We start from the raw sequence: 25,752 nt of genomic DNA, 5'->3' as shown, positions 1-25,752 counted from the left end.
CCTCATCTAATCAATAATTCTTCATACCGTCCACGATGTGCCGCCGAACCTGCTAATACGCTTGATCGTGTAACTGATTCCAAAACAAAATCTTCTTGATAAAGCTCTCGAATTGAAGCGTGGTTTGCATTTGTTATAATAGTTTTAACACCTCTATTTTTAGCCCTTTTTAAGGCGCCATGTAGGCGAATTTGGTCGTTCCAAGAAAAAAGAGCATCATTATATTTTATGAATCCATTTAAGTTGTGTTTGACTGTGTAAGGCGGATCTGCAAAAATTAAATCACCTTTTACTGCGGTGTTTATTGAGTTTTCAAAATCAGCGCAAACTATTTTTGCTGATTTTAGAGCATTGGATAAATTAACCCAGTTGTCAGTTTTTATCAGTACGCTTGACTTTGTTCCAATTGGAACATTGAATTCACCCCTACGATTTACTCTATATAGTCCGTTCCAGCACGTGCGGTTCAAGTAAATAAACTGAGCCGCCAATTCAATGTTACATTTTGGTTTAAGGCTGCGGATCTTGTAATAATAGTCTTTTGAATGATTTTTCTGATGCTCTTTTAATAGATTAAAAACGTACTCAGGATTGTTCTTTACTATATTATAAGAATTAATTAATTCAGAATTAATGTCTGATAGGAGAGCTTTTTCTGGATTTAATGAGAAAAATACTGCGCCACTTCCAAGAAATGGTTCGATATATCGGCCAGTAAATGGTTTGGCTAACTCAACTATACGATTAGCTATCCATCTTTTTCCACCTGCCCATTTAAGAAAGGGTAGTGTTCCTGGCGGTGAATTAATTGTTCGGTAATCTATATTATCTTTGTAACTACTACTCATTTCTGTCCTTGGCTGAATAACAGCCCTTCCATTATTTAGCTAACGCTTTCTCCGCAGTTACCCAGCTCTGTCTAGTTTCCTCCAGTTCTGGGCTGATTTGTCCGGTTTCTGGGTTGGTCTGTTCTGTGGCTATCGATAATACGTATTCAGGCTATAGCTTAATACTGCTTCCAAATGTTCTTCTTCGTTGGCTCAAATTGGGTCTTTGTGCTTGATGTATGACCACTTTACACGGGCAACGCCTGCCGTCTCTTCTAAAGATTTTGAAGCTTCCCTTTTAAAGTCAATTGCCTTTAAAAGTCGTTCGCGCAAGGTTTTCATGGTGGCGTACAAACATAGTCACCATGTTTTGCCTGTAACCCAACCAGCACTAATACTAACTCAAATGCCCGAAAACATGGAACAAGCCCAACAATGGCCCTTGCCGGACGTCGTCCCGGTTATGCATCGGGAACGCTTCCGCGAGATAACCGGCATCCTCTCCGGCGTCCTCGAAGGCTGGTTGAATCGCGGTTATATCCCGATTGTCGCGATTGGCAAACACAAGTTAATCAAGATGGTAGAGCTAACCCAATCCAGCAAATTTCGATTACTGTCCAACGCCTGTGATGCAATCCATGACCCAGTTGGTTCGGGCCGCGCTGGTGCCGTTCGACGGCGAGCGGCCTTGGCCGCGCAGTTCGGCGACGATGGCGGCGATCAAGTGCAATTGGATGTTTTCCGGATTCGGCGGCAGGTAGCGTTGGGTGCCCGTAGGAGTTTCCAGCTCGATCGGCGTGAAGGCAAAAGTCGAGAAGCGGATCGTACCGGTAGTGCCTAGGATTTCGACGCTGTCGCTTCGGCCGGCGTCCGTGGCGGTGAAGGTCCAGAAACCCGTGCCCAGCGCGCCGCTTGCGAATTTAAAAGATGCCGCGACGGTGTCTTCGGCCGGATAAAGTCCGCCGCGATTTTCGGCGCAGCCTTGGGCGTCGACGATGGCGCCTAGTAAAAAGTCCAATAGGTCCAAGCTATGGCAGGCCAAATCGAAGAAGTAACCGCCGCCGGCCACGGCCGGGTTTACCCGCCACGGCAAGCTGTTTGGATTGCGGTCGGCCGGGCGCGGCGATTGCACCAGGCGCACGTTGACCGCCAATACCGTGCCGATCGCGGCGGCATCCAACAGCGCTTTGACTTGCAAAAAATACGGCAAGGCTCGCCGGTAATAGGCTACGAATAGCGGCAGGCCGGCGGCGCTGGCGGCTTGGTTCATGGCCTGGCATTCGGCGTAGCGGCAGGCCATCGGTTTTTCGACGTAGACCGGTTTACCGGCTTGCAAGGCCTGCACTGCGTATTCGGCGTGGCTGGACGGTGGCGTCGCGACATAAATGGCGTTGACCTCCGGATCGGCCATCAGCGCCTCCGTATCGGCATACCATCGCGGGACACCGTGGCGCGCCGCGTAATCCGCCGCCTTGCGGGCATCGCGGCCCATCACCGCCATCAGCCGCGACTGCTCGATCTTGTTGAAGGCCGGCGCGCTTTTGCGTTCGGTCACCGCGCCGCAGCCGATCATGCCCCAGCGTACCTCGTCGAGAACGATCCCCATTGCCGCGAGAACTAAACCGCCGGACGGCGTTTACACCGGATATTCGGCGTAACGCGGCAGATCGTCGCCGTCGCAAGACCAATCGGCGCGCGAATCCCAGAATATCCGCGCTTGCGGCTGGATCGGCGCGGCATCGTCCAGTGCGCCGGCCGGAATTACCACGCCGTTCAATTCCGGTACGAAGCGAGCCACCGCCGCGCCGCATTCGCTGCAAAACTGGCGGGCAAAGCGTTGGGCGTCCGGTACTTTATAGCGCTTCAGCAAGCCTTCGCCTTGAGTGAAACTCAGCGTTGCGTCGCCGATGATCAGATTGCTGGCATGGCCGGTGCCGCTGGCCTTGCGACAGCGGCGGCAGTGGCAGTGGTAAAAACGTTGCGGCTCGCCGCGCACTTGAAATTGCACGGCGCCGCACAGGCAACCGCCGTTTAACGTGACTTCGGACATTGGACCTCCGGAAAATGGCGACGGCCGGGCGGCAAATTCGCCCGGTCGTCGCAGTTGGACTGACAATCAGAATGCACTTTTGATCACGCCGCCGTCAACCCGCAGCGCGGCGCCGGTGGTCGCCGCGGCCAGCGGACTGGCCAGATAGCAGACCAGCGAGGCGACTTCGTCGGTCGTCGCGAAGCGTTTGATCAACGAAGTCGGGCGGACGGTTTCGAAGAATTGTTGTTCGAAGGCCTCGAAGCTGATGCCTTGTTGCTCGGCCAGTTGGTTGACGAAATCGCCGACGCCGCGCGAGCGGGTCGGGCCGGGCAACACCGAATTGACGGTGATACCGGTGCCGGCCACGTGTTCGGCCAAGCCGCGCGCCACCGCGATCTGCGCGGCCTTGGTCATGCCGTAATGAATCATTTCCGCCGGGATTTGCACGCCGCTTTCGCTGGAGATGAACACAATCCGGCCCCAGTCGGCGGCGCGCATCGCCGGCAGATACAGTCGGGCTAGGCGCACGCCGCTCAGCACGTTGACTTCGAACAACCGGCGCCAGTCGGCGTCAGGAATGTCTTCGAAGGCCACCGGTTCGAAGATGCCGAGGTTGTTGATCAAAATATCCACCTGGGGATGGGCGGCCAGCAAGGCGTCCGCCGTGTCGGCTCGCGACAAATCGCCGGCAAAGCCGAACAACTGGTTGGCGGCGCAGGGCGCGAGTTCTTCGATCGCCTGCGCCACCGACGCCGCCGATCGGCCGTTGACGATGACGTTCGCGCCTTCGCCGGCCAGCGCCTTGGCAATGGCGAAGCCGATGCCGGCGGTGCTGCCGGTCACCAACGCGGTTTTGTCGTGTAATTGCAAATCCATGAAGACTCCTGATCGATTGTGCTGATGGTTCTGACTGGCCGAGACTAGCCGATTAATATTGCAAGCAGGGGAAATCGATATAGCCGGTGGCGCCGCCCGGTGTGTACCAGTGGGCGACATCGGCTTCCGGATTCAATGCCGCGTTCCGGGCAAAGCGTTCCACCAGGTCCGGATTGCTGATGAACGGCCGGCCGAACGCGATTAGGTCGGCCGCGCCGGAAGCGATGGCTTGCTCGGCGCTGGCTTGATCGTAGCCGGAGTTGCCCATCAGCGGCCCGTGGAAATATTCGCGGAATTCGCTCAAGGTCATCGCGCTGCCGAGTTGGTGAAATCCAAAGCCCAGGCCGTCCATCACGTGCAAATAGGCCAGGCCGAGTCGGTCGAGTTGTTGAGCGACGTAAGCGAACTGCTCGCGGTAATCGGCCGAACCCATGTCGTTGAAGGCGCCGTTGGGCGACAGTCTAACGCCGATGCGGTGCGCCGGCCAGACCGTCGCGATCGCGGCAAACACTTCGCCGAGCAGGCGATAGCGGTTGGCGATGCCGCCGCCGTAGGCGTCGTCGCGATGATTGGTTTTGGATTGCAGAAATTCGTCCAACAAATACCCATTGGCGGCGTGGATTTCGACGCCGTCGAAGCCGGCCTGCAAGGCGCGCTCGGCGGCGCGCCGATAATCCTCGACGACGCCGGCCAATTCGGCGGTTTCCAGCGCGCGCGGCGTTTCGTAAGGCTGTTTGCCTAGCGGCGTGTGAATGTAATCGCCGCTTAGTTTGATCGCGGACGGCGCGACGGCCGGTTGTCCGCCGTGAAAGCTGCTGTGCGAGGCCCGGCCGCAATGCCACAGTTGCATGAAAATCCTGCCGCCCCGGCTGTGCACCGCGTCGGTCACCTGGCGCCAGGCTTGCGCCATCGCATCGCTGTAAATACCGGGCGTATTCACCCAGCCCAAGCCTTGTTCGGAAATCGATGTCGCTTCGCTGATCAGCAAGCCGGCGGAGGCTCGTTGCCGGTAATATTCGGCCATCATGACATTGGCCAGCCGTTCCTGGCCGGCCCTGGCGCGAGTCAACGGTGCCAGCACCACACGGTTGCTCAGCGTTAAATCGTGCAATTGAAAGGACGTTAATAGTTGCTTGGACATGGCTTACTCCTGGTTTAGATTGTGTTTGTCGTTGAAAGCGGTTGTTGGGTTCAATTCAGTCCGCCGTTGGCGCGCAGGACTTGGCCGTTGATCCAGCCGCCGTCCGGGCCGGCCAGAAACGCGACGACGGCGGCAATGTCGTCCGGCGTCGCCAGGCGTTCCAGTGGCGGCAGCTTGCGTAAACGTTCGACTTGCTCGGCGGTCTTGCCGTGAAAGAACAATTCGGTATCGGTCGGTCCCGGCGCGACGCAATTCACGGTAATATTGCGGCCGCGCAATTCGTTGGCAAAGGTGCGGGACAGGGCTTCCACCCCGGCCTTGGCGGCGTTGTAGATCGTATAGCCGGGCAAGGCCAGGCCGATCGCGCTGGTCGAAAAATTGACGATGCGGCCTGCGTCGTTCAAGTGTGTCGCCGCCAGGCGCAGCGTGTTGAACGTGCCTTTCAAATTGACCGCGACGATATCGTCGAAGCCGGCGTCGTCGGTTTCCGCCAGCATTTGCAATTTCATGATGCCGGCGTTGTTAACCAGCACGTCGATGCGCCCCAGCGCTCGCTCGGCGTTGGCGAATAACTCGGCGACTTGCGCCGGATCGCTGACGTCGGCGGGCAAAGCCACCGCTTGCCGGCCGATCAGGCGAATTTGCGCGGCGACCTCCTCGGCGGCCTGGGCGTTCGCGGCGTAATTGACCGCGACGTCGAAGCCGTCTCGCGCTAGGCGCAGTGCGACGGCCTTGCCGACGCCGCGCGACGCGCCGGTGATTAAAGCGATTTTTGCCATCCGAACCTCCGTTTTGCGGCGCCAGCGCGCCGGTTGCAATAGACGGAATTCAGTATATTTTTAGGATTTCATCGGATAAACGGGCAAATGCCGATAACACTGTTCAAAATTTCTAACTATTCATACGGCGTTGCCCAATCGCTTTTTCAGGAAACCAGTCCTCCAAGATGAATCAACTCGACGCGATCAAAATCTTCGTTCGGGTCGCCGAAGCGGCCAGTTTTACGCAGGCCGCGGCGGATTTAGGCCTGCCCAAGGCCTCGACCTCGTTGGCCGTGCAATGGCTGGAAAACCAAACCGGCATTCGCTTGCTGCACCGCACCACCCGGCGGGTGCAAATGACTCAGGATGGCCAGGTGTTTTACCAACGCTGCCTGGAATGGCTGGCAGACGCCGAGGAACTGCAAGACATGTTCCGGATCGATCCGGCCGACGTGCGCGGCCGGCTGCGGGTGGATATGTCGGTCGGCGCGGTGGCCGGCATCGTGATGGCGCGCTTGCCGGAATTCATGGCCCGCTATCCGAACGTCGAAGTCGAACTCGGCGCTACCGACCACTTAGTCGATATCGTCGCCGAAGGCTTCGATTGCGTAATGCGGGCCGGCACCATCTCCGATTCGCGCTTGGTGGCTCGCCGCTTGGGCGCCTATCGGCAATTGAATTGCGTCAGTCCCGCGTATGCCGCCGCCTACGGCATCCCGCAAACCCTGGCCGATTTGGCCGAACATCGCTTGATACATTACGCCTTGAGCCTGGGCAGCAAACCCGCCGGCTTCGAATATGTCGATGTCGCCAGCGGCGAGGTCCGCAATCTGCCGATGGCCGGCAATTTGACCGTCAACAGCTCCATCGCCTATTTCTCCGCCTGTCTGGCCGGTTTGGGTATGATTCAGGGACCGGAACCCAACCTGGAACCCTACCTGCAGCGCGGCGAGCTGATCGAAGTCTTGCCGGACTACCGGGCCGAACCGCTGCCGGTCACGCTGCTATACAGCAACCGCCGCCACCTGTCCCGGCGCGTGCAGGTCTTCATGTGTTGGCTGGAAGGCGTTATGACACCGCATTTGCAAGCGCTCGCGCCCTCGCGGCCCTAACGATGGCGGGATTGCCGGCGCCGGACTCGTTCGATTGGCGCTTGGCCGAAGCCGATGCGTTGCTTGGGCGTGTTGCAGCTTTCGGCGCAATGGTTACTAAGCAGGCGCAATCCATGGACTTGGGCGGCGAGCAACCCGGTTAAGTTAAGGATTAACCGTTCGTCCCGAGCACGGTTGACGGGCGGAGGGTTAATCCGTCCGTGGTTCGACAAGCTCACCACGAACGGTTTAACTTATCGGCATATGGGCGACTATTTCGGCTATGTCACCGGCTTAGACGGTTTTCTCTGGGAGGGGAGGGCGCCAACAATCCGGACTTCCCTGATCGCTAAGCGGACGTCAAGCCAGCCATCGAGACGGCCGGCTGCGGTGAAGCCGCATAACGCGGTCCGCCGCTAACGTGATTGAGCCGGCCCTTAAAGGTTCTAACCGTGCGTGCTTGCCGAAAGACCGGCGGTCTTTCCGGAGGCGCACGGCCGTTTAAACTTTGCGAGGCCGGAATAGCAAATACCTAGGAGACCTGATGACTGTTAAGCGTATGGACAATGTCGGCATCGTCGTGGCCGATCTCGATGCCGCCGTTGAATTTTTCTTGGAACTCGGCCTGATTCTGGAAGGGCGCATGAATATCGACGACGAATGGGCCGGGCGAGTCACCGGTTTGCGCGGCCAGCGCGTCGAGATCGCCATGCTGCTTACGCCGGACGGCCACGGCCGCATCGAGCTGGCGCGTTTCGACGCCCCAGCCGTGGCTTCCGATCACCGTACCGCCCCGGTCAATGCGCTGGGTTACCAGCGCGTCATGTTTGCCGTGGACAACCTCGACGACACGCTGACCCGGCTTGGTCTGCTCGGCGCGACCGTGGTCGACGAGGTCGTCAACTATCAAAACAGCTACCGGCTCTGCTACATTCGGGGTCCCGAAGGCATACTGCTTGGCTTGGCCCAGCAACTTGGGCAACAGACCGATCGAGAGAATCCGCTGGCGGATGGCGGTTGAGCTGGCAATCCGCCGATTGGCGAAATACCATCGGAGAACTGGGAAAACAGAACGCGAATGGTGCGACCGTTCATTGGACCAAGCGCTTTGCGGAATCCGCGTTTCCTGCGGCGGATGGGAGGCGGAATGCGCCGCTTCGCATTTCTAATGAATGACTGGTTTATCCCTTATCGCAGCTCATGAATCGTAAGCGATCTTTGAAGGACGCACTAGAACTGAAACGGACAATGACTTAACCGTTGGCGTGCGATTAGTCCGTTAGGGCGTCGAGATTCCAAGGCAACAGCGCTTCGAACTCTTCGACAGTTTTTGCGGTGGGAAGCTTTCGGAACAGATCGACCAGATAGGTGTAAGGGTCGACGCTATTGGCCTTGCAGGTTTCGATCAACGAGTAAAGATTAGCGCTGGCACGGGCGCCGGCCACCGTATCGCAAAACAACCAATTGCGGCGGCCCACCACGAAGGGGCGTATGGCGTTTTCGCAGAGGTTGTTGTCGATGGGCCAAGCGCCGTTGTAGACGAAGCGGATCAGTTTGGACCACTGCGATGACAAGTAATGCAAAGCCTTGCCCAGCAAACTACCGGGGATTACCGCATGCAGATGTTGTAGCAGCAGGGCTTCGATTTTGACCAAAACCGGTCGGCTTTGCTCCTGGCGCCGCTGCCCACGCTGTTCGACGCTCAGGTCTTCCGTCTGAGTTTCAATCGCGTACAGTTCACCCATCGCCGCGATAAACTGCGTCGCCAGTTGCTCCGGGCCACGCGCGGCTTTAGGAATGGCGGCTTCGGCCTCGACAAAATAACGCCGCGCATGCGCCCAACAGCCGAGGTGAATCGCACCCCGGCTGGCTGCAATGGCGTTATACACCTCATAGCCGTCGCTCATCAGTACCGCGCCGGGTTTGATGCCTTCATACAACGGCTGCGCATGCGTTCCGCCGCGCCCCGGCGTGTAGCTGAACAGCCGAATCGGCGGTCCGGAGCCGGTCATTTGTGCCCACAGATAGCTTTTGCTTTGCGCGGCTCGGCCGGATTCTTTGAGCACTTGAACCACGGTTTCGTCGCCCAGGATCAGATCGGCATCGAGCAGATGGTCGCGCAGCAAGTTGATGATGGGTTGCACTGCGTCGCCAACCCGCACCATGCTAGCCGCCAGCGTGTTGCGCGACAGATCGCCGCCGAAACGGCTCAACAGCGCGGCTTGCCGATACAGCGGCAGGCTATCCTGGTATTTGGCGGTGACGACCCAGGCTAATGCCGTTTCGGTGAGTAAGCCTTTGGGGATGATGCGAACCGGTGCCGGCGTCACGCGAATGCTTTCATCGCAGCACGGGCAGGCATATTTGACGCGGTGATGTTGAATGACTCGCACCTGTTGCGGCACGATGTCGAGCTGCTCGCTGATTTCAGCGCCGATTTCCACCAGACGAGTACCGTCATGCGCACAGATGCGTTCGGCTTCCGCTAATTCATGGCGCACGATCTCACGCGGCAGATGCGGATCGAGCGGTTTGCGACCGCGTTTCTTACGGCGGTGACCGGCCACCTCGACCGCTTCGGGCGTGGCTTCCTCGGCGATTGGAGCACCGTTCGGCGCCAACACTTCGGCTTCGTTCAGGAACAGGTCGCGCTGGGCCGGATTGGCCCGCGCCTCGGATTTTGCGGCATACAGCCTATGCAGAAAGGCATCCACACGTTCTTTCAATAAATCCCGCTCGACCGTCACCAACCGCAGTTGACTCGCCAGCCGTTGCTGCTCGGCCAGCAAGGCTTGGTAGTCTTCGGTGGACAGCGTGATGGTGGGCGTCATGCCGTTATTTTACCGGCTTTACATCCGCGTTTCAGCCCACTTGGGTATAGGTTCGTGCCGGATGCGGCCGCATCGCGGCCAAGTCAATACCGGCTAACAACCAGTGGAGTTGCTCGACCGTCAACATCACAACTGCTGCCTCTTTCGGCCAGTGAAAACGGTCGGCTTCCAGCCGCTTGAGCATCAACCAAAAACCGGTGCGGTCCCACAACAGCAGTTTGATCCGATCCCGCCGGCGGTTGCTGAACACGTAGATGGCCGGCTCGAACGGATTCAAGCCTAATGCCTGCTCAACCAGCAGCGCTAAACCATTGATGGCCTTGCGGCCGTCGACCGGCTCGCGGTGCAGGTAGACCTTCAATCCTGCGTCGAAACGAAACATGGCAGCTCGGCCAACGCCTTCAAAATCACCGGCAGGTCGCTCAGTGCGACAGGCTGTAACGCGAGTTTAACGCCGTTGGGCAACTCCGCACTGAGCGCTGACTCAGCCGGTTTCTCTGCGCTCAGCGACTGAACGGGCACAAAAGCCGGCAACGTTAATGGACTGTTCGGATTCGGATGTCCTGTTTCTCGGTAATGCCCCATCCACTTGCGCAGCAGATTGGCATTGATACCGTATTGCAGAGCGATCTTGGCAACCGATGTGCCCGAATGCAAGCAAACTTTCACTAGCTCCCGCTTGGCTTCCGGATCATAAAGGCAACGGCCGTCTCGCCCGTGCCCCACGATTAATGGCCGCGATAATCGCGTGTTATGCTCCTTCATAGGTGTCCACCTGATTATAAGTGGACACTATCTTCGTTCCTTTCGAGCTGTTTATACAGATGCTGTTAAAGGACCGCTTACCATGAATCCCAGCAGTTTGATCACAATTTCAAAGCGGCTGTAGGGCGGATAAGCGTAGCGTCATCCGCCAAATCGGTTAAACTCTTTTCGCGTCAAACTACCGACGAAATCGCGTTTCTGGCGGCACCTATTTTTTCACCGTTAACCTGCTCGAACGGAAATCGACGCTGTTAATCGAGCATATTGCCGAGTGACGGGAAGTGGTGAGAATGAATGGCTCTGGAAAAGCCACCATTTCATATCGATGCCTGGGTGGTTTACCTGCTACGCGGCACATATGAATTACATCCGTTACAACCCAGTGAAGCATGGTTGGGCGATTACCGTTAAGGATTTACCCAAGGACATAAAGGCCATATTCAAGTGTTCATCGCTTGGTCAAAATGGGCATTTATCCGTTAAATTGAGCGGGGTTGGACTTGGTATTTTCGGGAGCGGATGAATCGGACAATTGACGGTTTTATCGGCGGATGACGCTTCGCTTATCCGCCCTACGGCCCTTGAGCGCAGGGTTAGGTGCGTTGTTGGGCATTAGCAAGCCTTTCAAAGTGAGCCTCAAGCTCAGCCATGGCGTGGTTAAGCATAGGTGGCAACATAGCACGGGCCTTCTTGAAATCAGAAGACGTTTCTCCCAAAAGAACGTTCTCAAGATAGGAAACGTAGACGGCATTACGCACTGCGTCGTTTGCACCAACGAAGATTTCGCCGATGAACTCAAACTGTTCCTTTACAGCCTCCCAGTTGTGCGCTGCTATCGCGGAGCGTGTGGCATCTGAGACAACTCCCATTTCGGGATGTAGCAAGCCACTCTCAATATCGCTGATGCTTGCAGCAATTTCTGGAAAGCGTTCAGTCAAAGCCTGTAGAAAGGCTTCGCGGTCAATTTCAGATAGCGTCATGGTGTTCGGCATAGCACCTAACGGGAAGGTCACCGGCGCTGCGCGGCGTTATCGCGCAGCGTCTGGTGAACCGCAGAGTTATGTTTCATTGACCAATCCCCTCTCAAGGGCAATGGCCTGATTCTCGAAGATGGTCATTGCTGTTGTCATTCGCTTGAAACCAAGACGGCGATAAAAAGACTCCTTGCCCGGAACAGAGTAAAGCAGGATTTTCTTGTGACCGGCCGACAATGCAATGAGCTTTGTGACGATTTCTTTCCCTAAGCCTATGCCTTGGTGTGTGGGGAGAACTGCGACGTCACAGATGTAAGAACAGTCCGCACCGTCAGCAAGTGCTCGACCAACACCAACCAAACGGCCAGAGTCGTAAACGAAGAACCGAAACATGCTGTTTGAGAATGCCTTCTCAAGATCAGCAGGGTTCTTCTCGCCCAGCGGTGCCGCCAGATAGAGGGCTGAAAGCTCTTGCCAATCGACGCCCTCGGGAGTTTCCTTCCATTCAAGCTGCAATCAAGCCTCCAGATGAAACATAACGTAAGCTAAGCCGACCGCTGGAGCGCCATGTTATGTGTGATTGTTAGCACTGTTAAACTTATCATGAATTTTACAAAGCTCATCAACTATGGGTTGAACTTCATATCGCTGACCCAGTGTTTCGAATATGCCAACATCAATATAGAATGCACGAAATAAATGCGTGGGCACACCATCATTATCAAAAACACCTCCAACATAAGCTGGTAAAACGTATCCAACTAACGGTTTCGACCACAAATAGTTATCCAGATTTTCATCGAAGTGCTCAAGCTGATTCCGAAGCTTTCTGTTTTTTAATGGGCTACCATCGTTTAAATCAAACTCAGCCATTAATGTTTCAGCTCGTTTCTGATGAAGACTATTTTTACCCGGTTTAGAAGGCCAGAAATACCGAGATAAAGCGGCAGCATGCGTCAAAATATTTTGGAGATGATCCAAAATAATCGTTTGCAGTTCTCTGGTCATTTCATATTGGCCTTTAGTTTCATTAGTCATTTTAATGAAGTCCGCCAGATAATCGATGGAGTTCATTGCAGCTTCACTGCTAAAACGGATCGATTCCATATAAAAGGCCAAATGAGGCGGTTGGATTCCGCCGTACTCTTCAATGAGCTGTTTCAGTTCAGACATGATTTACACATAACTATTGATTATCAGGCAAATCTGCCCATATAAGCGCTTAACAACAAATCACCATGCATTAAAATAGCGAGATTTCAGGTGTGGTGGTAGCGACAGAATGCGGGCAAGAGCAATAGAATTGAACGAAAGCGAACGAGAGCAGCTCCAGCAAATTATCAAAAAAGGGAGCGATTGGCGAGAACGGGAGCGGGCACAGACCATTTTGATGTTAGCCAATGGCCAGACAGTCATTGCGATTGCAGAACAGCAAGGCGTGAAACCGGAAGCTATACGGGAGCGGCGGCGGAAGTGGTGGAGAAATGGGCTGAACAGTTTACCGGATCAACCCCGCAGTGGTGCACCAAGTAAATTGACTGACGCGCATCGATGCCGGCTCAAAGAATGGATCGATGCGGAACCTTTAAACTGCCGGGCATTGGTCAGTCGTCTAACGACGGAATGCGACGTGACGATTAGCGCCAGCACCTTGCGGAACGAGTTAAAACGGATGGGCTATGTATGGAAGCGCACCCGTTACAGTTTAAAAAAAAGCGTGATCCCGAGCGCTTCGAGCGGGCCCAACACGACATTGCCGCACTGATTCAGCAAGCGCAAGCCGGCGAAATCGAATTGGCCTATGTGGATGAGGCCGGATTTGCACCACAACCACCGAATCGTTCGGCTTGGACCAAAAGCGGAGAAGTTCATGCCATTACCGCTAAACGCGCGCAGCGGATGAACGTCATTGGCGCTTTGCTTTCATCGGGTCGATTAATGCTGACTAAGCTGTGGCAAAGCGTCAATGGTCTGTGGTTTTTTGGCTTTCTGATGGCATTGGTCCAACGCGTCAGCAAGCCATTGGTGGTGATTTTAGATAATGCGTCCATTCATACGGCCAAAAAACTGAAGCCGTATTGGGATTTGCTGGAAGAGAAAGGTATTCGATTTTATTTCCTGCCGCCCTATAGCCCTGAGTTGAATCGGATTGAATTGCTGTGGCATAAAATGAAATATGAATGGCTGCCATTCAAAACATTTATGCCGGATGAGCTTGAGCAGGCTATTGACGAAATTGGCCGAGGGTTTGGCTCACAATACACGCTAACTTTTTGCTAAGAGCTTAAGCTGATAGTAAATATCCCCCGGCAAAGCCGGGGGCTTTATAAAGTGAACCGCTCAAAGCGGTAAATGGGGACGCTAACGCGGCCCCTTATCAATAGCCGCCAATAGGTGGCGACTCATTGCCAAAGGTTCATTTGTTCGACTCGCTGGTCTTCCTGTTCCTGATGCCGAATATATTCCCGTATCATCGTTTCGTCCCTGCCAACCGTCGAAACAAAATACCCTCGCGCCCAGAAATGTTGACCCACGAAGTTGCGTTTCTTCTCGCCATAGCCCCTCGCCAAATGTATCGCACGCTTACCTTTGATGTAGCCTACCACTTGCGACACCGCGTATTTCGGCGGTATCGATATGAGCATATGCACATGATCCGGCATCAAATGACCTTCCAATATTCGGCTTTCTCGCTGACTCGCTAAGCGCCGAAATACTTCGCCTAAATGCTTTCGCAACGCCTTATACAAGGTTCGACGGCGGCATTTCGGTATAAATACCACATGATATTTGCACTCCCATTTCGAGTGACTTAAGCTCTCATTCTCGTCCATCAGGTTCTCCTCTTGCGCTTGCTTGGCGGCTCACGCTCTGGAGTTTCCTGATGGACTCCTCTATATGTCAAACTTTTGCTGTCTCCCCGGCAGAGCCGGGGAATTTCTCATTTTTGGTTAACCGCCTTTTCAGGCATTTTTGCCTGCGTATCTGTAAAAGTGGGCATGTTTGCCTGGATAACTTGATATTGGCGGCCAATTCAGGCAATCTTGCCTGCGTATTAAATTCGCCGCTGACTTTATCAGGTAGGTGTTTTATGTCAAGCACCACATCGCCAAGCTTATTGGACGTTGTGCGTCGCGCGATGCGGTTGAAACATTATTCCTTGCATACCGAACGTTGTTACTGCGATTGGATCAAGCAGTTCGTCAAGTTTCACTGGATGACGGAACGGCGGGCGGTAGGGTGGGCACGGTTTTTGTGCCCACGCGAAGCTAATCGGTGGGCAATTTTGCCCACCCTACATCTGTTCGGCTTGGGGCGCCAGACCTCTCGCAAGAATCTGCTGGCGGATGGTCGCGGAAATCGTCCAATTCCTTGGACGCATCGGATAGCGCGGAGGTGACGCGGATGAACCGGGATGCCGGAAATAACCGCCGCGTAATTTTTGCCGATTTTTTCAAGCAGGATGCCCGAAAAAGTCCGGTAGGGTACGCACCGCGTACCTTTTGGCTGTCATTCCGCGTGTATCAACGAAGCCTGAATTCCGTTATAAAAACACATCAGCCCTAATATGAAAACGCTGTGCAAAGCGTTTCGCCAGATCTTTGCTAATCGACCTCTTTCCAGCCAATATGTCTGATATACGTCCTTGAGGAGCGCAATCGGATAAATCCTCTTGTTTTAATCCTTGCTGTTCCATCAAAAAACGTAGCACTTCCTTCGGCTCGGTTTCGGGTATAACAACATGCTCGTCTTCGTAAGCTTTAATCTGGTCAGATAGAAAATCTAATACATCAGCTAAGGGATGGCTTTCGTCATCGCCTACTTCGTCCAGCAAGACCTCAATAGTTGCACGGGCTTGTGCATAATCGTCATCGGTATGGACGCCGGTTACGCCAACCAGCTCTTTGAATGGCATCCAGGCTTTTAATATTGCTTTGGGTTCAGGAACAGTTCGCATAGTCAAGTCTTCCGTTTCCAGTGGTTACGATCATACTCGGCATGGGTTAGCACGTTGCGGATATACACTTTGCGCCGGTTATAGTGGATTGAGGCAATCAGGCGATATTTGTTGCCGCCGATGTCGAAAATAGTCAAGCCATCGACATAATCCGCACTGGCAAATACAGTTTTAAGATGATTGAAGTTGTTAAAGAGCTCGCTTTCCATCACTTGATACCATGCACGCAACGGCTTTTCAGAGGCGAGGTGTTTTGTCCAAAATTCGACTAGTACAGGCTTGGCTATAACATGCATGCCGCGAGCATATACCAAAATGGTATCTACTTCAAGCAAGTAGCCTCGATGGAATCGAGGATTCGAAGGCAAACACTCTTACAATTCGCCGATGTTAGTCTGATGACGGAGGGCCAACACCCTCGATTCCGCTAACGCTGCATCGAGGCTACGCAAGACCTGCCCCGATCAAACTGCCCCTCTAAAACCGAAATACCGGAAACGTTCGACAGCCTCAATATCCGCACAAGCTGGTATCTTCGTTTCGGTCGTGAGCCGGCGCGCTAAGCTTGGTTAGTTTGCGCTCCGTCAGGCCGAGGCCATCGGACTGAATTCGGTTGTCGGCATCCGCGAACCGGCCGGAACGTTTATGATTCCGTCAAGGTCGTTGATCCTAAAAAGAGCAGTTTGGCGATGAAAAATCCCGTTCGTCCTGAGCTTGTCGAAGGGCGCGCGGGATTTTTCATTCACCCGTTTGGTGAGTGTATTGCGAGCCGTCCATGCTTCGACGTTGCTCAGCACGAACGGCCCGCAATACACGCCAACTGCCCTTTTTAGGTTGATGCGAGATTGTGTTGGCGTTACCCCAATCTTCCTTCGCTCAACCATCCGCCCGAGGCAGCGTTTATGAGTAAGAAATCCGAATCCCACCCGTGCGTGGTCTGCGGCAAGAGTTTCCCGGCGCGCAATTTGGTTCCCGGTGCCGCCGTGCGCGACGTCATTTCGGCGGAAATCGCCCGCGAACACCCGGCCTGGTCGTCGGAGAGCTTCATTTGTATTCCCGATTTAACCCATTACCGAACGCAGTATGTGCATGCGCTGCTTGAGACCGAACGCGGCGAGTTGACCAGTCTGGAGCGCGAGGTGTTGAACAGCATTCGCGATCACGAACTGCTGGCCAAGAATGTCGATATCGAATTCGAACAGAATTGGACGTTCGGCGAGCGTTTGGCGGATCGCATCGCAACGTTTGGCGGCAGTTGGGCGTTTTTGATGTGCTTCGGTTTCTTCCTGGCGGTGTGGATCGCCATCAACACGGTGGTGCTGGTCGCCCATCCGATAGACCCTTATCCTTTCATCTTGCTGAATTTGGTGCTTTCCTGTCTGGCCGCGATCCAGGCGCCGATCATAATGATGAGCCAAAACCGCCAGGAGGCTAAAGACCGGCTGCGTTCGCAACACGATTACCAAGTCAATTTGAAAGCGGAGCTGGAAATCCGCCATCTTCACGATAAGTTGGATCATTTGTTGTCGCACCAATGGGAGAGACTGGCGCAAATCCAGGAAATCCAGCTCGATCTGTTAACCGAAGTCGGCAAGCGGCGGTGACCGGCGGCTTTCGGTTTGCATGGCGTAACGACCTAGAATCGGCGGTTAGGCGGCTGGTTGTCGACGGTTCCGGAGCCGTTTATTAGAAATAGGTTATGGCACTTCAAAGCTTGGTGTCGCTAGATTTTTAGCCATGCTTGGGCGGACTCAAGCTATTGGTCCAGATGTAAAATTTTCTGATATTTCAAACTGCACCGCTTCGGACGGCTATCGCCATCCGTCCGAATCGTCGGTCAGGAAAGTTCAGGACCCGCGCATGCCAAGCTTTGCTATCCGCGACGTTTCAAGCCCAGCAAACCCAAAATGGCTGAACCAAACAACCAGGCCGCGCCAGGTACAGGCACTTGGCTGATCGTAAACACTTCCATGGCACCATAGCTGACATTGACGCCGTTGTAGTGTGAACCGTCGATAATGGAGTTTCCGCTGGAAGTATTGGTGTAGGTCGCCAGGTATGAATAACCATTATTCAAACTGCTATCGACAAAGATATCGTAGCCGCTACCAAAACTTGGGCCATACGAGCTTTGGTTGAGTGTTATATAAGCACCAAATTGTAAAAAAAATTGACTATTGCTTAAATTGAAGAGGAATGAGCTTTGCTGAGTGGGGTTAGTGTGAGCGACAGAATTCCATGATTCGGGATTGTAGCCACCGATCACCGCGGTATTTCCATTGTCTTCCGCTGCTTGCATCACCACAAAGGTCCGGCCTTTATTGTCAACCGCATTGTGGAAATCAACGGAAGTGGCGCCGGGTGATTTAGTGAATATATTGGTCAACGCGATAGGGCCTTCGCCAAGCTGATTTTCCAGTTGACTCAAATAGGTTTCGGTCAACAGCGAACTGCCGCCGACAATGATAGCCGCCTGGGCTGGCATAACCGATGCCGCCAACAACACGCCTGACAGGCAGACTGTCGTCATCATGTGGTTTTGATGCTGCATAATCTTGAACTCCATGGTTAAAAATGGGAAACCCTGTTAGTGAGCAAACTCTGTGCCTTCGTAAAGTATGCTAAAAATCAATGAATTAAAAACGCCGTATCAAGCTTGCGTAAAATTTTTTGACAATTTTAAAACGCTATAAGTAGCCCATTTATCCAATAAGTCTTTAACGACGCTCCGAAAAAGCCTGGGTGGGCAAGGTTTTGTGCTCGCGCGAAATTGATCGGTGGGCAAATTTGTCCGCCTGTTTCCAAGTCCTTTAATGCTTGCCAATGGTCTTCAACATCGACCGCCCCGGCAATACAGTCAATCTTGACGCTGTTTAAAGCGGATATTTGCTTTGATCGCTTTGAGTTTGGGGGCAATCAACCGTTGCTCCGGAACGGAATGATCCGGGGAGATAGCGATTTTCATGGAAGGCGACCTTTCAGGAACATTTCATTTATAACAGACCGACCTACCAAATCCGGTAGCCGAAAAAACGGCGCAAGCGACCAGATAGCCTTGCCAGCAATTCTCAAAGCCTTGCGCTCGAAGTTCCGAATAATATACGCAAGGTTCCGAGCCTTGCCCGCAACGCTAAATGTCTTGCGCGCAATGCTCAGCGTGATAAACGCAAGGTTCCGAGCCTTGCCCGCAACGCTAAATGTCTTGCGCGCAATGCTCAGCGTGATAAACGCAAGGCGCCGAGCCTTGCTCGCAACGCCAAAAGCCTTACGCGCAAAGCTCCGAGCAATAAACGCAAGGCGCCGAGCCTTGCTCGCAACGCCAAAAGCCTTGCGCGCAAAGCTCCGAGCAATAAACGCAAGGCGCCGAGCCTTGCCCGCAACGCTAAAAGCCTTGCTCGTAAGCCAAAAAGCCTTGCGAGCCGGCCGTAATGCCAAACGCAGCGCGGAATTCGAACGGGCGGGCTAGTGGGGCCGGCGGCGAGCGGTTTGCGCCGGTTCGGTTCGCGGCTGGCCGGTGTCGACGGTATCACCGCCAACCGGCTGCCCTTGGCCGGTAAGCGCGGTTCACTGGCGCGGCACTTTAACTTAAATTTAATGGGGTATTCAGCTTGAGCTTATCGCCGTCGAATAGGATTTTGGCTTCCTAATCTTATTCGTTCAGGAGAACAAACCGTATGAACCCCGCCTTATCCGTCAGGCTATTCAGTTTTCTTACCGTGTTGGGCCTGTCGGCCAGCGCCGTTGCCGCGACCACCGTACAAATTGGTCCTAGCGGTAAAACCTTCGCGTCGGCGGCCGTCGCTTGCGCGATCAATCCGGCGACCGGCACCCAAGCCGCTACGATCCAAGCGGGACTGTTCAATCCCAGCGCCAAAACCACGGCCACGGTTCGCCTCAATGGCGGCACGGTTGCTAAAGTGACCGCAGCCCAGCCCGCCGTGCCGGTTTGGCTGGCGGACGGCAATAACAGCGTGGTGGTGGCTCTGTCCAAACGGGTTGCCGACACCTATACGTTCACGGTCCAAGCGGATTTCTGCAGCCTGCCGGATACCTCGGGCAATACCTTCAGCAGCGACGGTACCTTAGAGTACGCGGCCAGCGGCAAATCCTACGCGCTGGTCAGCCCCGGTTGCGCCTTCAATCCGGCCACCGGCAATGCCCAACCCTTTGTTAACCTGTTCGATAACGGCACTTATCTATTGAACGTGTCGATCAATGGCACGCCGTTAACCCAATTGAACGGCACCACCCGTAAAGCCGTGCCGGTGTTTTTGGGCGCGGGCCCGAACGTGATCTCGGCCGCGAACGGCACCCTGTCCACCGACTACTACATCCGCGATGGCGGCGACGGTACCTGCACTCTGCCGTAAGCCGCCGCTCGTATCGATTTGCAAACCTCGTTATCCACTTTGCCGCCCGGGATGGGCGGCTTTTTTTTGCTCGAAATCCGGCCACCTTGTCTTCCGCGCGCTTGGAGTTAGTCAAAGCCTATCGGCCATGCGGGACTGCTTGCGACGAAAGCCATTAGGCTAAGCAACGGCGTAGCGTCCCCCGTTTTAGTCAACGCCCGCGAAACCCGGATACCCCAGCAAACGACAGGCGTATGGCCTAAACTTGGCGCATGAATCTACCCGTATTGTTTTTCATCGCCGGTCTGCTGGTATTGCTGATAGCGTTTTGGCGGCGTTTACGGCGTTCCGCCCGTGCCGACTATATTCGTACTTACCGTTTTCCGCCGGCGCTTTACGACAAGCTTCGCAAGCGCCGGCCGGAATTGGCATTAAAGGATTGCCAGTTGGTGGGGCGGGCCTTGCGGCAGTTTTTCCTGGCTTATTTGCTGGGCGGTCGCCGTTACGTGTCCATGCCCTCGCAAGTGGTCGACGATCTCTGGCACGAATTGATTTTATATACCCGCCATTACGACAGTTTCTGCAAAAAAGCCTTTGGCGGCTTTCTGCACCATACGCCGGCGGTGGTGCTGAGCCGGGATAAACAAAACAACAGCGGTTTGCGCCGAATTTGGTGGCTGACTTGCCGCGACGAGAATATCGATCCGCGCAATCCCAGTCGTTTGCCGTTACTGTTTGCTATCGATAAAAAACTTCAGATTACCGACGGCTTTGTCTATGTGCCGGATTGTCGCGGCGTGCGGCGCGAAGACGATACCGGCGGAGGGACGGCCTACTGCGGCGGGGATTTCTCCAGCAACGATTTCGACGGCTCGACCGACGGCTTCGGCGACGGGTCCTGGAGCGGCGACAGTGGCGATGGCGGTAATGGTGACGGCGGCGATGGCGGTTGTGGTGGCGGCTGCGGCGGCGATTGACTTGGCGATGGCCGACGGCGGCCAGCGCTCGGCGAGTTGTCGCCCCGCTTTTTCAACGGAGGAAGGCACTTGAGATTGAAACCATTCGCGGTGCCCATGCCAAATAGCGTCGTTCCTTAGGTATCTGACCGAGACTTTGGAGGTCGATCATGCCGAACTTTTCCGGCTTGTCTCGCATCGATGGACAGCATCGGGCCGCCAACGCGCGTAATGCGCGGCGTTGCGGCCTTCTTCAGGCGTTCGCTTGCCAGGACGGTGGTTCGCGATGACAATTCCCGCCGAGATGACCTCTTTACTACCCCAACAAATCGCGCCGGTCGATCCCCGTCAACGCGCATTGACCGAGACCTATCTGGCCAGCCGGATCGATGCGCTGGCGCGTTATTTTTTAGGGTTGCGGGCCGAGGTCGATGCCCAATTGGCGCTTAGTTTGCCCGATGCAGCCGGCAAGGCCTACCCCTACGGGCGCTGCGAGGAAATTACCCGCGAGGTGTATGCGCTGTTGGCGACGCGGCTGCGATTGGCCGAGACCCCTGTCGAACGCTGGCTACACGAATTCATTGCTCACGGCGGCTTCGTACGCTCGGTATGGGGCGTGTTGCGCGAGCAATATTTCCAAAATGCGTTGCAAGTGGGCGGATTGTATGTGGATGTCGCCAACGATACCGTCGATGTCGCCAAACCGCCGGTGGAAATCCTGCCGCTGGAAAGCAGCGGCTTGCTGGCGGTGCGCGATCTCGCCCATTTTCGCCGTACCGCCGAAGCGTATTGGGGCGCGACGGTTTACGCCAATCACGTACTGCCGTCGTTGGCGCCCTTGTTGCCGATGGTGTCGGTCAGTCCCGGCCGGCTGCGGCCCGGATTGCAATCGGCCTGCGATTACATGATCGCGCTGATGTGCCGCGATGGCTTCGAGCAAGCCGAAGCCTGGCTGCGCGACGGCCCGCCGCCGCCGGCCGAATTGGCGGCGGAACTGCTGAACCAGACGCCGGCCGATTTGCGGCCGTGGACCGAGCGGGGGGGCGATGAGGCCGTTGCCGCCTGCCGGCGCGCCCGACTTGGTGCTTGCGCCGCCGACGACCGCTGGCGGCAAGCGCGGGTGTTGGATTACTTGCGTTCGTTGCAAAGCCCGCCGGCCGCGAATCCGGCACCGTCGGCCGGCTGATACGCGGGATTTGTAAGCGCGGACAGGGGCAGGGCGGCGATAGCGCGCCAGTTCGCTGAATTCCCGTGAATTTAGGGCTTATCGAGTGGCCTTTAACGGTTTTATTGTCCCGCCCCCCTCGGCTCCGCTCGGGGCAAGCCTCGATTGCCTTCAGTGCAGGCCTCGGCTCCGCTCTGGGCCAGTCTGGTTTCGTTCGGGGGGGGGGCTCGGCTTCGCTCTGGGCCAGTCTGGCTTCGTGCGGGGGTGAGCCTCGGCTTCGCTCGGGGCTAGTCTGGCTTCGTGCGGGGGTGGCCTCGGCTTCGCTTGGGGCTAGTCTGGCTTCGTGCGGGGCAACTTCGGCTTTATTCGGGTCGGCCTGGCTTGGTTTTGCGGCGGGCCGACAGGCTTGGCGAACCAGTTTTACTATGAAAGTCAGCGAATGCAGTCACCCAATTCGGTGTCAGAGTACTGTCAATCGCGGCTAAAGCCGCTCCCACGCCAGGACTTTCAAATGCCGGTGCGACGCAGCAGTTTCATGAGCGTTAGGGGGCCTGAACTCGGCGGCCTTGTTTCCGCTAGGGGGCCTGGCATGCTTGGCGAATCATCCGCGCGGTCCCTGAGCAGAGCCGCGGCTTGCCCCGAGCTGAGCCGAAGCGGTCTCTGAGCGGAGTCGAGGGCGGTCCCTGAGCGGAGCCGAAGGGCCGCTAAGCCTTTCGGCGCCATCCTGTAGGATAATGGCGTTTTTTCCATTCCCGTCGTTTTATCCAAACCGTATTGCTGACTATGAACTGTGATTCCGTGTTAACCATCGCTCAACAAAGCCGCGCGGCGGCTCGTCAATTGGCCTCGGTGTCGGCGGCCGCCCGCAATCGCGCCTTGGCGAACATGGCCGAAGCGCTGGAGGCGGTTAAGCAATCCGTGCTGGAGGTCAACGCGCTGGAAATCGCCAAGGCGCGCGATGCGGGCCAGTCGGACGCGATGGTCAAGCGGCTGACGATAGACGACAAGACCTTCAATTACATGTTGTCGCGTCTGACGAAAGTCGCGCAACTGCCGGACCCGCTGAATCGGGTGCTGACCGGCCATACCAACCCGGCCGGCTTGCGGGTGTATAAAAAATCGGTGCCGCTGGGGGTGATCGGCATTATTTACGAGTCGCGTCCCAACGTCACCACCGATGCTGCCGGCGTCTGCATTAAAAGCGGCAACGCGGTGATTTTGCGCGGCGGATCGGAAGCGCTGCAAACCAACGCCATTTTGACCGATGCAATGGTCGCCGGCGCGGTCGCGGCCGGCTTGCCGCAACACGCGATTCAGATCATTCGTACGCCCGGCCACGAAGCGGTCGGCGAGTTGTTGAAAATGGACGGTTATATCGACGTGCTGATACCGCGCGGCGGGAAGGGCTTGATTCAGCGTATCGCCGAAGGCACCCGAATTCCGGTCATCAAGCATTACGACGGGATTTGCCATTTGTATTTGGCCGGCGACGCCGAGCCCGACAAGGCGGTGGCCTTGGCGGTCAACTCCAAATGTCAAAGCGTGCAGGTTTGCAATGCGCTGGAAACCTTGCTGGTCGATAGCCAATGCGCCGAACAATTACTGCCGTTGTTGAACGAAGCATTTACCGCGAATCATATCGAACTGCGCGGTTGCGAGCGTACCCAAACGTTGTTGCCCGGTATCGCCGCCGCCGGCGAAGAGGATTGGTCCACCGAATATCTGGCGCCGATTTTGTCGGTGAAAGTCGTGGCCGGCATCCTGGCCGCGATCGATCATATCAACCGTTACGGTTCCGGCCACACCGACGGTATCGTTACCCAAAGTCTGAGTCTGGCCCGGCAATTCGAGGAACAGGTGGATTCGGCATCGGTGATGATCAATGCCTCGACCCGGTTATCGGGCGGCGGCGATTACGGCTTGGGTTCGGTCGTCGGTATCAGTACCGATAAACTCCACGTGCGCGGTCCGGTCGGTCCCGACGAACTGACGACCTATAAGTGGGTGGCGGTGGGGGACGGGCATTTGCGGGCTTAGCGTTTGGCGACAGGCTCGTCGGGGTAGGATCCGCAACGATCGATCGCGACCCAGCGCGCGCCGGATTGCCTCCAACGAGGAAGGTCATCGGCCTAATCGGTGTTTAGGGCGCTGAGCAAGTTTTCCGGATGAAGCAGTTGCTGTTTGATCTCGGCCGCGCGCCAATCCGGGTGCAATTGCAATAATAACGCGGTAAGTCCGGCAACATGGGGCGTGGCGAAGGAGCTGCCGGTCATGAAGTCGTAGGACTCGTGAGGTAAGGTCGTCAAAATATCCCGGCCCGGCGCCGCGATTTGGTTGCCGTCCGCCTTAAGGTTGAGGTCGAGTTGATTCACGGCGATGACGCCGGGAATGTTGGCCGGAAATCCGCCGGCCAGCGGGTTGCCCGGCACGGCGGCGATAACGATGATGTCTTTGGTCAGGGCTTTTTCGATCAGCATTTTCAGCAACGGGTCTTCCGGTCCGCTCAAACTGAGGTTAATAATCCGCGCATTCATCCGAATCGCTTGATTCAAGGCCAAGGCCAGCGTGAAACTGTTGCAGCGAGCGGCCAGCGCATTGGGTTGTTCCGGCCAGCACGCACGAAGCGCCAGGACGTCGGCGGCCGGCGCGATACCGGCGATCCCGATGCCGTTGTCGGGGCGCGCCGATAACACGCCGGCCACCGCGGTACCGTGCATGTCGGCCAGATTATGATCGCCAGGTTCCGGCGCCAGGTTTTCCGAATAATCAATTTGGCCTTTCAAATCCGGATGTTCCAGGTCGACGCCGGTATCGATCAACGCGATGCGTACGCCTTGGCCGGTGGCCCGCTTATGCCATTCGCCGATGTTTAACGCGTTGTACGCGGTTTGCAACGGCAAATAGGGGTCGCCCGTCGGATTTCCGGCCGGGTGGTCGGCCAGCACTTGGAAGCTCTGCATGGGCTGCACCGTGCCGACATCGTCGTCGTTTTGCAATTCGCCGATGACTTGCGGTAACGGCAGCGCGTTGGGGATTTCGTAAACCACGCAACTGACGCCGAGTTCCGTGACCGGCCATTGGGCGACGAAGCGCAGTTGGTGGCGTTCCGCCAGCTTTAGCGCGATACGCTCGCTCCAGGACGAATTGCCGTAAGTGCCGCGCGTCCGATAGCGATCCTGGGAATTGCCGGGTAAATCGCGTTGAATGCCGCGGTCAATAAAGGTCACCAAAATCCGCCGTTCCTGATCGGCAGGCTGGTCGCCGAGGTTCGCGAAGTCGATTCGATCGGCGCAACCGCATCCGAGTAACAAGAGTATCGCGAGTGTCGCTACACGGATCGGACTCATGGTTGTATCACAGGCTCCGCCAGCAACACGTCGGATCGGCTCCGGAGCAGGGCGATGGCTTGCTCCAGATTCGGGTGACCGTCCTCGGTGCTCAGACGCACGGTCAAGGCGCCGACACTATTGGCTTCGCCTTGTTGTTCGCCGTGTAAATCCCGGAGCACGGCCGATATATCCGTAGCCGATACGGTATTGGCAAAGACCACGCGCAAGGTCGGCGCCGCGAGTCCGCCGGGTTTGGCGGTTGCCAAGGTCCGGTAGCCGTCGGTGCCGATCGGCATGAGTTGCCAGCCCAGCGGCATTAAGGCCAGCAAGATCGAAGCCGCCAATGCGTAGCGGAAACCGCGATGTTTGCTGTAGGCGTTCGAGCGGCGGGGCGTCCGCGACGGTACCTGGCGATCGTTGGGCGCGGCCGAGTCGGCCGAGCGGTCGCGGGAGCGAAGTTTGGCGGACACGTTGGCGAACGACGTTTCCGCGGCGATATCCAGATCGGTTGATTGGCTGATGGCTTGCGCCAGCTTTTTCAGACCTTGCAATTCCCGGCGGCAGGTCAGGCAGGTCCGAATGTGTTTATCCACCAGTCGGTACTCCGCTTCCGGCAGGCTGTCGTTGGCGTACCACGGCAGCAGTCGCTGAACTTGTTGATGTTGGGCTTGGGTGTGGGCTTCGGCGTTCATCGGTC

30 protein-coding genes are annotated in these 25,752 nt (G+C 55.9%); 11 read left to right on the top strand and 19 right to left on the bottom strand.

What is annotated here, in order from left to right; all coding sequences use genetic code 11:
- Positions 1–2: 2 nt before the first annotated feature.
- The 6 genes from ACQE3D_RS15625 to ACQE3D_RS15600 form a co-directional block, all read right to left on the bottom strand.
- The gene (locus ACQE3D_RS15625) at positions 3–848 is read right to left on the bottom strand and encodes a DNA adenine methylase (protein WP_313729803.1); all 846 of its coding nucleotides are present in this window, start codon (positions 846–848) and stop codon (positions 3–5) included.
- A gap of 589 nt (positions 849–1,437) precedes the next feature.
- Positions 1,438–2,433 (bottom strand): Gfo/Idh/MocA family protein, encoded by a 996-nt coding sequence (locus ACQE3D_RS15620; protein WP_313729804.1) that lies wholly within the window; start codon positions 2,431–2,433, stop codon positions 1,438–1,440.
- A gap of 30 nt (positions 2,434–2,463) precedes the next feature.
- On the bottom strand, positions 2,464–2,877 hold the full coding sequence (locus tag ACQE3D_RS15615; protein WP_313729805.1) for a GFA family protein: 414 nt from the start codon (positions 2,875–2,877) through the stop codon (positions 2,464–2,466).
- A 66-nt stretch (positions 2,878–2,943) separates the two neighbouring features.
- A complete protein-coding gene (locus tag ACQE3D_RS15610) occupies positions 2,944–3,735 on the bottom strand; it encodes an SDR family NAD(P)-dependent oxidoreductase (RefSeq protein WP_281020831.1) in 792 nt (263 codons plus the stop codon).
- A 52-nt stretch (positions 3,736–3,787) separates the two neighbouring features.
- Positions 3,788–4,876: an alkene reductase gene (locus ACQE3D_RS15605; protein WP_313729806.1), complete on the bottom strand. Its 1,089-nt coding sequence runs from the start codon at positions 4,874–4,876 to the stop codon at positions 3,788–3,790.
- Positions 4,877–4,926: 50 nt separating this feature from the next.
- A complete protein-coding gene (locus ACQE3D_RS15600) occupies positions 4,927–5,655 on the bottom strand; it encodes an SDR family oxidoreductase (RefSeq protein WP_168031589.1) in 729 nt (242 codons plus the stop codon).
- Between the two features lie 167 nt (positions 5,656–5,822).
- On the opposite strand from ACQE3D_RS15600, the gene ACQE3D_RS15595 reads away from it, so the two are divergent.
- The 3 genes from ACQE3D_RS15595 to ACQE3D_RS15585 all read left to right on the top strand — a co-directional run bounded on the left by ACQE3D_RS15595 (position 5,823) and on the right by ACQE3D_RS15585 (position 7,749).
- A complete protein-coding gene (locus ACQE3D_RS15595) occupies positions 5,823–6,749 on the top strand; it encodes a LysR family transcriptional regulator (protein WP_313729807.1) in 927 nt (308 codons plus the stop codon).
- A gap of 2 nt (positions 6,750–6,751) precedes the next feature.
- A complete protein-coding gene (locus ACQE3D_RS15590; RefSeq protein WP_313729808.1) occupies positions 6,752–6,892 on the top strand; it encodes a hypothetical protein in 141 nt (46 codons plus the stop codon).
- Between the two features lie 380 nt (positions 6,893–7,272).
- Positions 7,273–7,749, top strand: coding sequence for a VOC family protein (locus ACQE3D_RS15585; protein ID WP_313729809.1), 477 nt, complete (start codon positions 7,273–7,275; stop codon positions 7,747–7,749).
- 250 nt (positions 7,750–7,999) lie between these two features.
- Here the strand turns inward: ACQE3D_RS15585 and tnpC are convergent, their stop codons facing one another.
- From tnpC to ACQE3D_RS15555, 6 genes are all read right to left on the bottom strand, one after another.
- Positions 8,000–9,559 (bottom strand): IS66 family transposase, encoded by a 1,560-nt coding sequence (gene tnpC / locus ACQE3D_RS15580; RefSeq protein ID WP_427550982.1) that lies wholly within the window; start codon positions 9,557–9,559, stop codon positions 8,000–8,002.
- Between the two features lie 31 nt (positions 9,560–9,590).
- Positions 9,591–9,941, bottom strand: coding sequence for an IS66 family insertion sequence element accessory protein TnpB (tnpB, locus tag ACQE3D_RS15575; protein ID WP_313727828.1), 351 nt, complete (start codon positions 9,939–9,941; stop codon positions 9,591–9,593).
- Positions 9,917–10,324 (bottom strand): transposase, encoded by a 408-nt coding sequence (locus ACQE3D_RS15570; protein WP_231883784.1) that lies wholly within the window; start codon positions 10,322–10,324, stop codon positions 9,917–9,919. Before ACQE3D_RS15570 ends, tnpB begins: the two co-directional genes overlap by 25 nt.
- A gap of 593 nt (positions 10,325–10,917) precedes the next feature.
- Positions 10,918–11,304, bottom strand: a complete 387-nt coding sequence (locus ACQE3D_RS15565; RefSeq protein WP_313729810.1) for a DUF7674 family protein — start codon at positions 11,302–11,304, stop codon at positions 10,918–10,920.
- Positions 11,305–11,382: 78 nt separating this feature from the next.
- The gene (locus tag ACQE3D_RS15560; RefSeq protein ID WP_313729811.1) at positions 11,383–11,814 is read right to left on the bottom strand and encodes a GNAT family N-acetyltransferase; all 432 of its coding nucleotides are present in this window, start codon (positions 11,812–11,814) and stop codon (positions 11,383–11,385) included.
- 54 nt (positions 11,815–11,868) lie between these two features.
- Entirely contained in the window at positions 11,869–12,471 is a 603-nt protein-coding gene (locus ACQE3D_RS15555) for a hypothetical protein (RefSeq protein ID WP_313729812.1), read from the bottom strand.
- Positions 12,472–12,601: 130 nt separating this feature from the next.
- Between ACQE3D_RS15555 and ACQE3D_RS15550 the strand changes: the two genes are divergently transcribed.
- Together ACQE3D_RS15550 and ACQE3D_RS15545 are read left to right on the top strand one after the other, a co-directional pair.
- Positions 12,602–13,063, top strand: coding sequence for a helix-turn-helix domain-containing protein (locus ACQE3D_RS15550; RefSeq protein WP_427550980.1), 462 nt, complete (start codon positions 12,602–12,604; stop codon positions 13,061–13,063).
- Positions 12,982–13,578 (top strand): IS630 family transposase, encoded by a 597-nt coding sequence (locus ACQE3D_RS15545; RefSeq protein ID WP_313728407.1) that lies wholly within the window; start codon positions 12,982–12,984, stop codon positions 13,576–13,578. Before ACQE3D_RS15550 ends, ACQE3D_RS15545 begins: the two co-directional genes overlap by 82 nt.
- Positions 13,579–13,700: 122 nt before the next feature.
- On the opposite strand, the gene tnpA is transcribed toward ACQE3D_RS15545, so the two are convergent.
- Positions 13,701–14,132, bottom strand: coding sequence for an IS200/IS605 family transposase (tnpA, locus tag ACQE3D_RS15540; RefSeq protein WP_313729813.1), 432 nt, complete (start codon positions 14,130–14,132; stop codon positions 13,701–13,703).
- A gap of 50 nt (positions 14,133–14,182) precedes the next feature.
- Between tnpA and ACQE3D_RS15535 the strand changes: the two genes are divergently transcribed.
- The gene (locus ACQE3D_RS15535) at positions 14,183–14,698 is read left to right on the top strand and encodes a phage integrase N-terminal SAM-like domain-containing protein (RefSeq protein WP_427500738.1); all 516 of its coding nucleotides are present in this window, start codon (positions 14,183–14,185) and stop codon (positions 14,696–14,698) included.
- Between the two features lie 144 nt (positions 14,699–14,842).
- Here ACQE3D_RS15535 and ACQE3D_RS15530 read toward each other — a convergent pair whose 3' ends face one another.
- On the bottom strand, positions 14,843–15,256 hold the full coding sequence (locus ACQE3D_RS15530) for a helix-turn-helix domain-containing protein (RefSeq protein ID WP_313729814.1): 414 nt from the start codon (positions 15,254–15,256) through the stop codon (positions 14,843–14,845).
- Between the two features lie 2 nt (positions 15,257–15,258).
- Entirely contained in the window at positions 15,259–15,591 is a 333-nt protein-coding gene (locus ACQE3D_RS15525; protein WP_313729815.1) for a type II toxin-antitoxin system HigB family toxin, read from the bottom strand.
- A gap of 567 nt (positions 15,592–16,158) precedes the next feature.
- Here ACQE3D_RS15525 and ACQE3D_RS15520 point away from each other — a divergent pair.
- On the top strand, positions 16,159–16,860 hold the full coding sequence (locus ACQE3D_RS15520; protein ID WP_313729816.1) for a DUF1003 domain-containing protein: 702 nt from the start codon (positions 16,159–16,161) through the stop codon (positions 16,858–16,860).
- 269 nt (positions 16,861–17,129) lie between these two features.
- Here ACQE3D_RS15520 and ACQE3D_RS15515 read toward each other — a convergent pair whose 3' ends face one another.
- Together ACQE3D_RS15515 and ACQE3D_RS15510 are read right to left on the bottom strand one after the other, a co-directional pair.
- Positions 17,130–17,807: a PEP_CTERM-anchored TLD domain-containing protein gene (locus ACQE3D_RS15515; protein ID WP_197471746.1), complete on the bottom strand. Its 678-nt coding sequence runs from the start codon at positions 17,805–17,807 to the stop codon at positions 17,130–17,132.
- A gap of 410 nt (positions 17,808–18,217) precedes the next feature.
- On the bottom strand, positions 18,218–18,691 hold the full coding sequence (locus tag ACQE3D_RS15510) for a hypothetical protein (protein WP_313729817.1): 474 nt from the start codon (positions 18,689–18,691) through the stop codon (positions 18,218–18,220).
- Positions 18,692–18,930: 239 nt separating this feature from the next.
- On the opposite strand from ACQE3D_RS15510, the gene ACQE3D_RS15505 reads away from it, so the two are divergent.
- The 4 genes from ACQE3D_RS15505 (at position 18,931) to ACQE3D_RS15490 (ending at position 23,763) form a co-directional block, all read left to right on the top strand.
- Complete coding sequence (locus ACQE3D_RS15505; RefSeq protein ID WP_313729818.1) at positions 18,931–19,626, top strand: hypothetical protein; 696 nt, start codon at positions 18,931–18,933, stop codon at positions 19,624–19,626.
- A gap of 251 nt (positions 19,627–19,877) precedes the next feature.
- Entirely contained in the window at positions 19,878–20,582 is a 705-nt protein-coding gene (locus tag ACQE3D_RS15500) for a glycine-rich domain-containing protein (RefSeq protein WP_313729819.1), read from the top strand.
- Positions 20,583–20,847: 265 nt separating this feature from the next.
- Positions 20,848–21,747, top strand: a complete 900-nt coding sequence (locus ACQE3D_RS15495) for a hypothetical protein (RefSeq protein ID WP_313729820.1) — start codon at positions 20,848–20,850, stop codon at positions 21,745–21,747.
- 762 nt (positions 21,748–22,509) lie between these two features.
- Entirely contained in the window at positions 22,510–23,763 is a 1,254-nt protein-coding gene (locus ACQE3D_RS15490) for a glutamate-5-semialdehyde dehydrogenase (protein WP_313729821.1), read from the top strand.
- Between the two features lie 92 nt (positions 23,764–23,855).
- Here the strand turns inward: ACQE3D_RS15490 and ACQE3D_RS15485 are convergent, their stop codons facing one another.
- Both ACQE3D_RS15485 and ACQE3D_RS15480 read right to left on the bottom strand, forming a co-directional pair.
- Positions 23,856–25,073 (bottom strand): S8 family peptidase, encoded by a 1,218-nt coding sequence (locus ACQE3D_RS15485; RefSeq protein ID WP_313729822.1) that lies wholly within the window; start codon positions 25,071–25,073, stop codon positions 23,856–23,858.
- Entirely contained in the window at positions 25,070–25,747 is a 678-nt protein-coding gene (locus tag ACQE3D_RS15480; protein WP_313729823.1) for a zf-HC2 domain-containing protein, read from the bottom strand. The genes ACQE3D_RS15485 and ACQE3D_RS15480 overlap by 4 nt, the downstream gene beginning before the upstream one ends.
- Between the last annotated feature and the right edge of the window lie 5 nt (positions 25,748–25,752).

It is taken from the genome of Methylomonas sp. MS20 (assembly GCF_050275925.1).
Lineage (GTDB): Bacteria > Pseudomonadota > Gammaproteobacteria > Methylococcales > Methylomonadaceae > Methylomonas > Methylomonas koyamae_A.
This window is presented reverse-complemented; position numbering and strand designations above follow the sequence as displayed.

Coding starts and splice junctions, on each gene's coding strand:
- ACQE3D_RS15625 (WP_313729803.1), bottom strand. CDS start 848: ATGAGTAGTAGTTACAAAGATAATATAGATTACCGAACAATTAATTCA.
- ACQE3D_RS15620 (WP_313729804.1), bottom strand. CDS start 2,433: ATGGGGATCGTTCTCGACGAGGTACGCTGGGGCATGATCGGCTGCGGC.
- ACQE3D_RS15615 (WP_313729805.1), bottom strand. CDS start 2,877: ATGTCCGAAGTCACGTTAAACGGCGGTTGCCTGTGCGGCGCCGTGCAA.
- ACQE3D_RS15610 (WP_281020831.1), bottom strand. CDS start 3,735: ATGGATTTGCAATTACACGACAAAACCGCGTTGGTGACCGGCAGCACC.
- ACQE3D_RS15605 (WP_313729806.1), bottom strand. CDS start 4,876: ATGTCCAAGCAACTATTAACGTCCTTTCAATTGCACGATTTAACGCTG.
- ACQE3D_RS15600 (WP_168031589.1), bottom strand. CDS start 5,655: ATGGCAAAAATCGCTTTAATCACCGGCGCGTCGCGCGGCGTCGGCAAG.
- ACQE3D_RS15595 (WP_313729807.1), top strand. CDS start 5,823: ATGAATCAACTCGACGCGATCAAAATCTTCGTTCGGGTCGCCGAAGCG.
- ACQE3D_RS15590 (WP_313729808.1), top strand. CDS start 6,752: ATGGCGGGATTGCCGGCGCCGGACTCGTTCGATTGGCGCTTGGCCGAA.
- ACQE3D_RS15585 (WP_313729809.1), top strand. CDS start 7,273: ATGACTGTTAAGCGTATGGACAATGTCGGCATCGTCGTGGCCGATCTC.
- tnpC (WP_427550982.1), bottom strand. CDS start 9,559: ATGACGCCCACCATCACGCTGTCCACCGAAGACTACCAAGCCTTGCTG.
- tnpB (WP_313727828.1), bottom strand. CDS start 9,941: ATGTTTCGTTTCGACGCAGGATTGAAGGTCTACCTGCACCGCGAGCCG.
- ACQE3D_RS15570 (WP_231883784.1), bottom strand. CDS start 10,324: ATGAAGGAGCATAACACGCGATTATCGCGGCCATTAATCGTGGGGCAC.
- ACQE3D_RS15565 (WP_313729810.1), bottom strand. CDS start 11,304: ATGACGCTATCTGAAATTGACCGCGAAGCCTTTCTACAGGCTTTGACT.
- ACQE3D_RS15555 (WP_313729812.1), bottom strand. CDS start 12,471: ATGTCTGAACTGAAACAGCTCATTGAAGAGTACGGCGGAATCCAACCG.
- ACQE3D_RS15545 (WP_313728407.1), top strand. CDS start 12,982: ATGGAAGCGCACCCGTTACAGTTTAAAAAAAAGCGTGATCCCGAGCGC.
- tnpA (WP_313729813.1), bottom strand. CDS start 14,132: ATGGACGAGAATGAGAGCTTAAGTCACTCGAAATGGGAGTGCAAATAT.
- ACQE3D_RS15535 (WP_427500738.1), top strand. CDS start 14,183: ATGGACTCCTCTATATGTCAAACTTTTGCTGTCTCCCCGGCAGAGCCG.
- ACQE3D_RS15530 (WP_313729814.1), bottom strand. CDS start 15,256: ATGCGAACTGTTCCTGAACCCAAAGCAATATTAAAAGCCTGGATGCCA.
- ACQE3D_RS15520 (WP_313729816.1), top strand. CDS start 16,159: ATGAGTAAGAAATCCGAATCCCACCCGTGCGTGGTCTGCGGCAAGAGT.
- ACQE3D_RS15515 (WP_197471746.1), bottom strand. CDS start 17,807: ATGCAGCATCAAAACCACATGATGACGACAGTCTGCCTGTCAGGCGTG.
- ACQE3D_RS15505 (WP_313729818.1), top strand. CDS start 18,931: ATGAACCCCGCCTTATCCGTCAGGCTATTCAGTTTTCTTACCGTGTTG.
- ACQE3D_RS15500 (WP_313729819.1), top strand. CDS start 19,878: ATGAATCTACCCGTATTGTTTTTCATCGCCGGTCTGCTGGTATTGCTG.
- ACQE3D_RS15495 (WP_313729820.1), top strand. CDS start 20,848: ATGACAATTCCCGCCGAGATGACCTCTTTACTACCCCAACAAATCGCG.
- ACQE3D_RS15490 (WP_313729821.1), top strand. CDS start 22,510: ATGAACTGTGATTCCGTGTTAACCATCGCTCAACAAAGCCGCGCGGCG.
- ACQE3D_RS15485 (WP_313729822.1), bottom strand. CDS start 25,073: ATGAGTCCGATCCGTGTAGCGACACTCGCGATACTCTTGTTACTCGGA.
- ACQE3D_RS15480 (WP_313729823.1), bottom strand. CDS start 25,747: ATGAACGCCGAAGCCCACACCCAAGCCCAACATCAACAAGTTCAGCGA.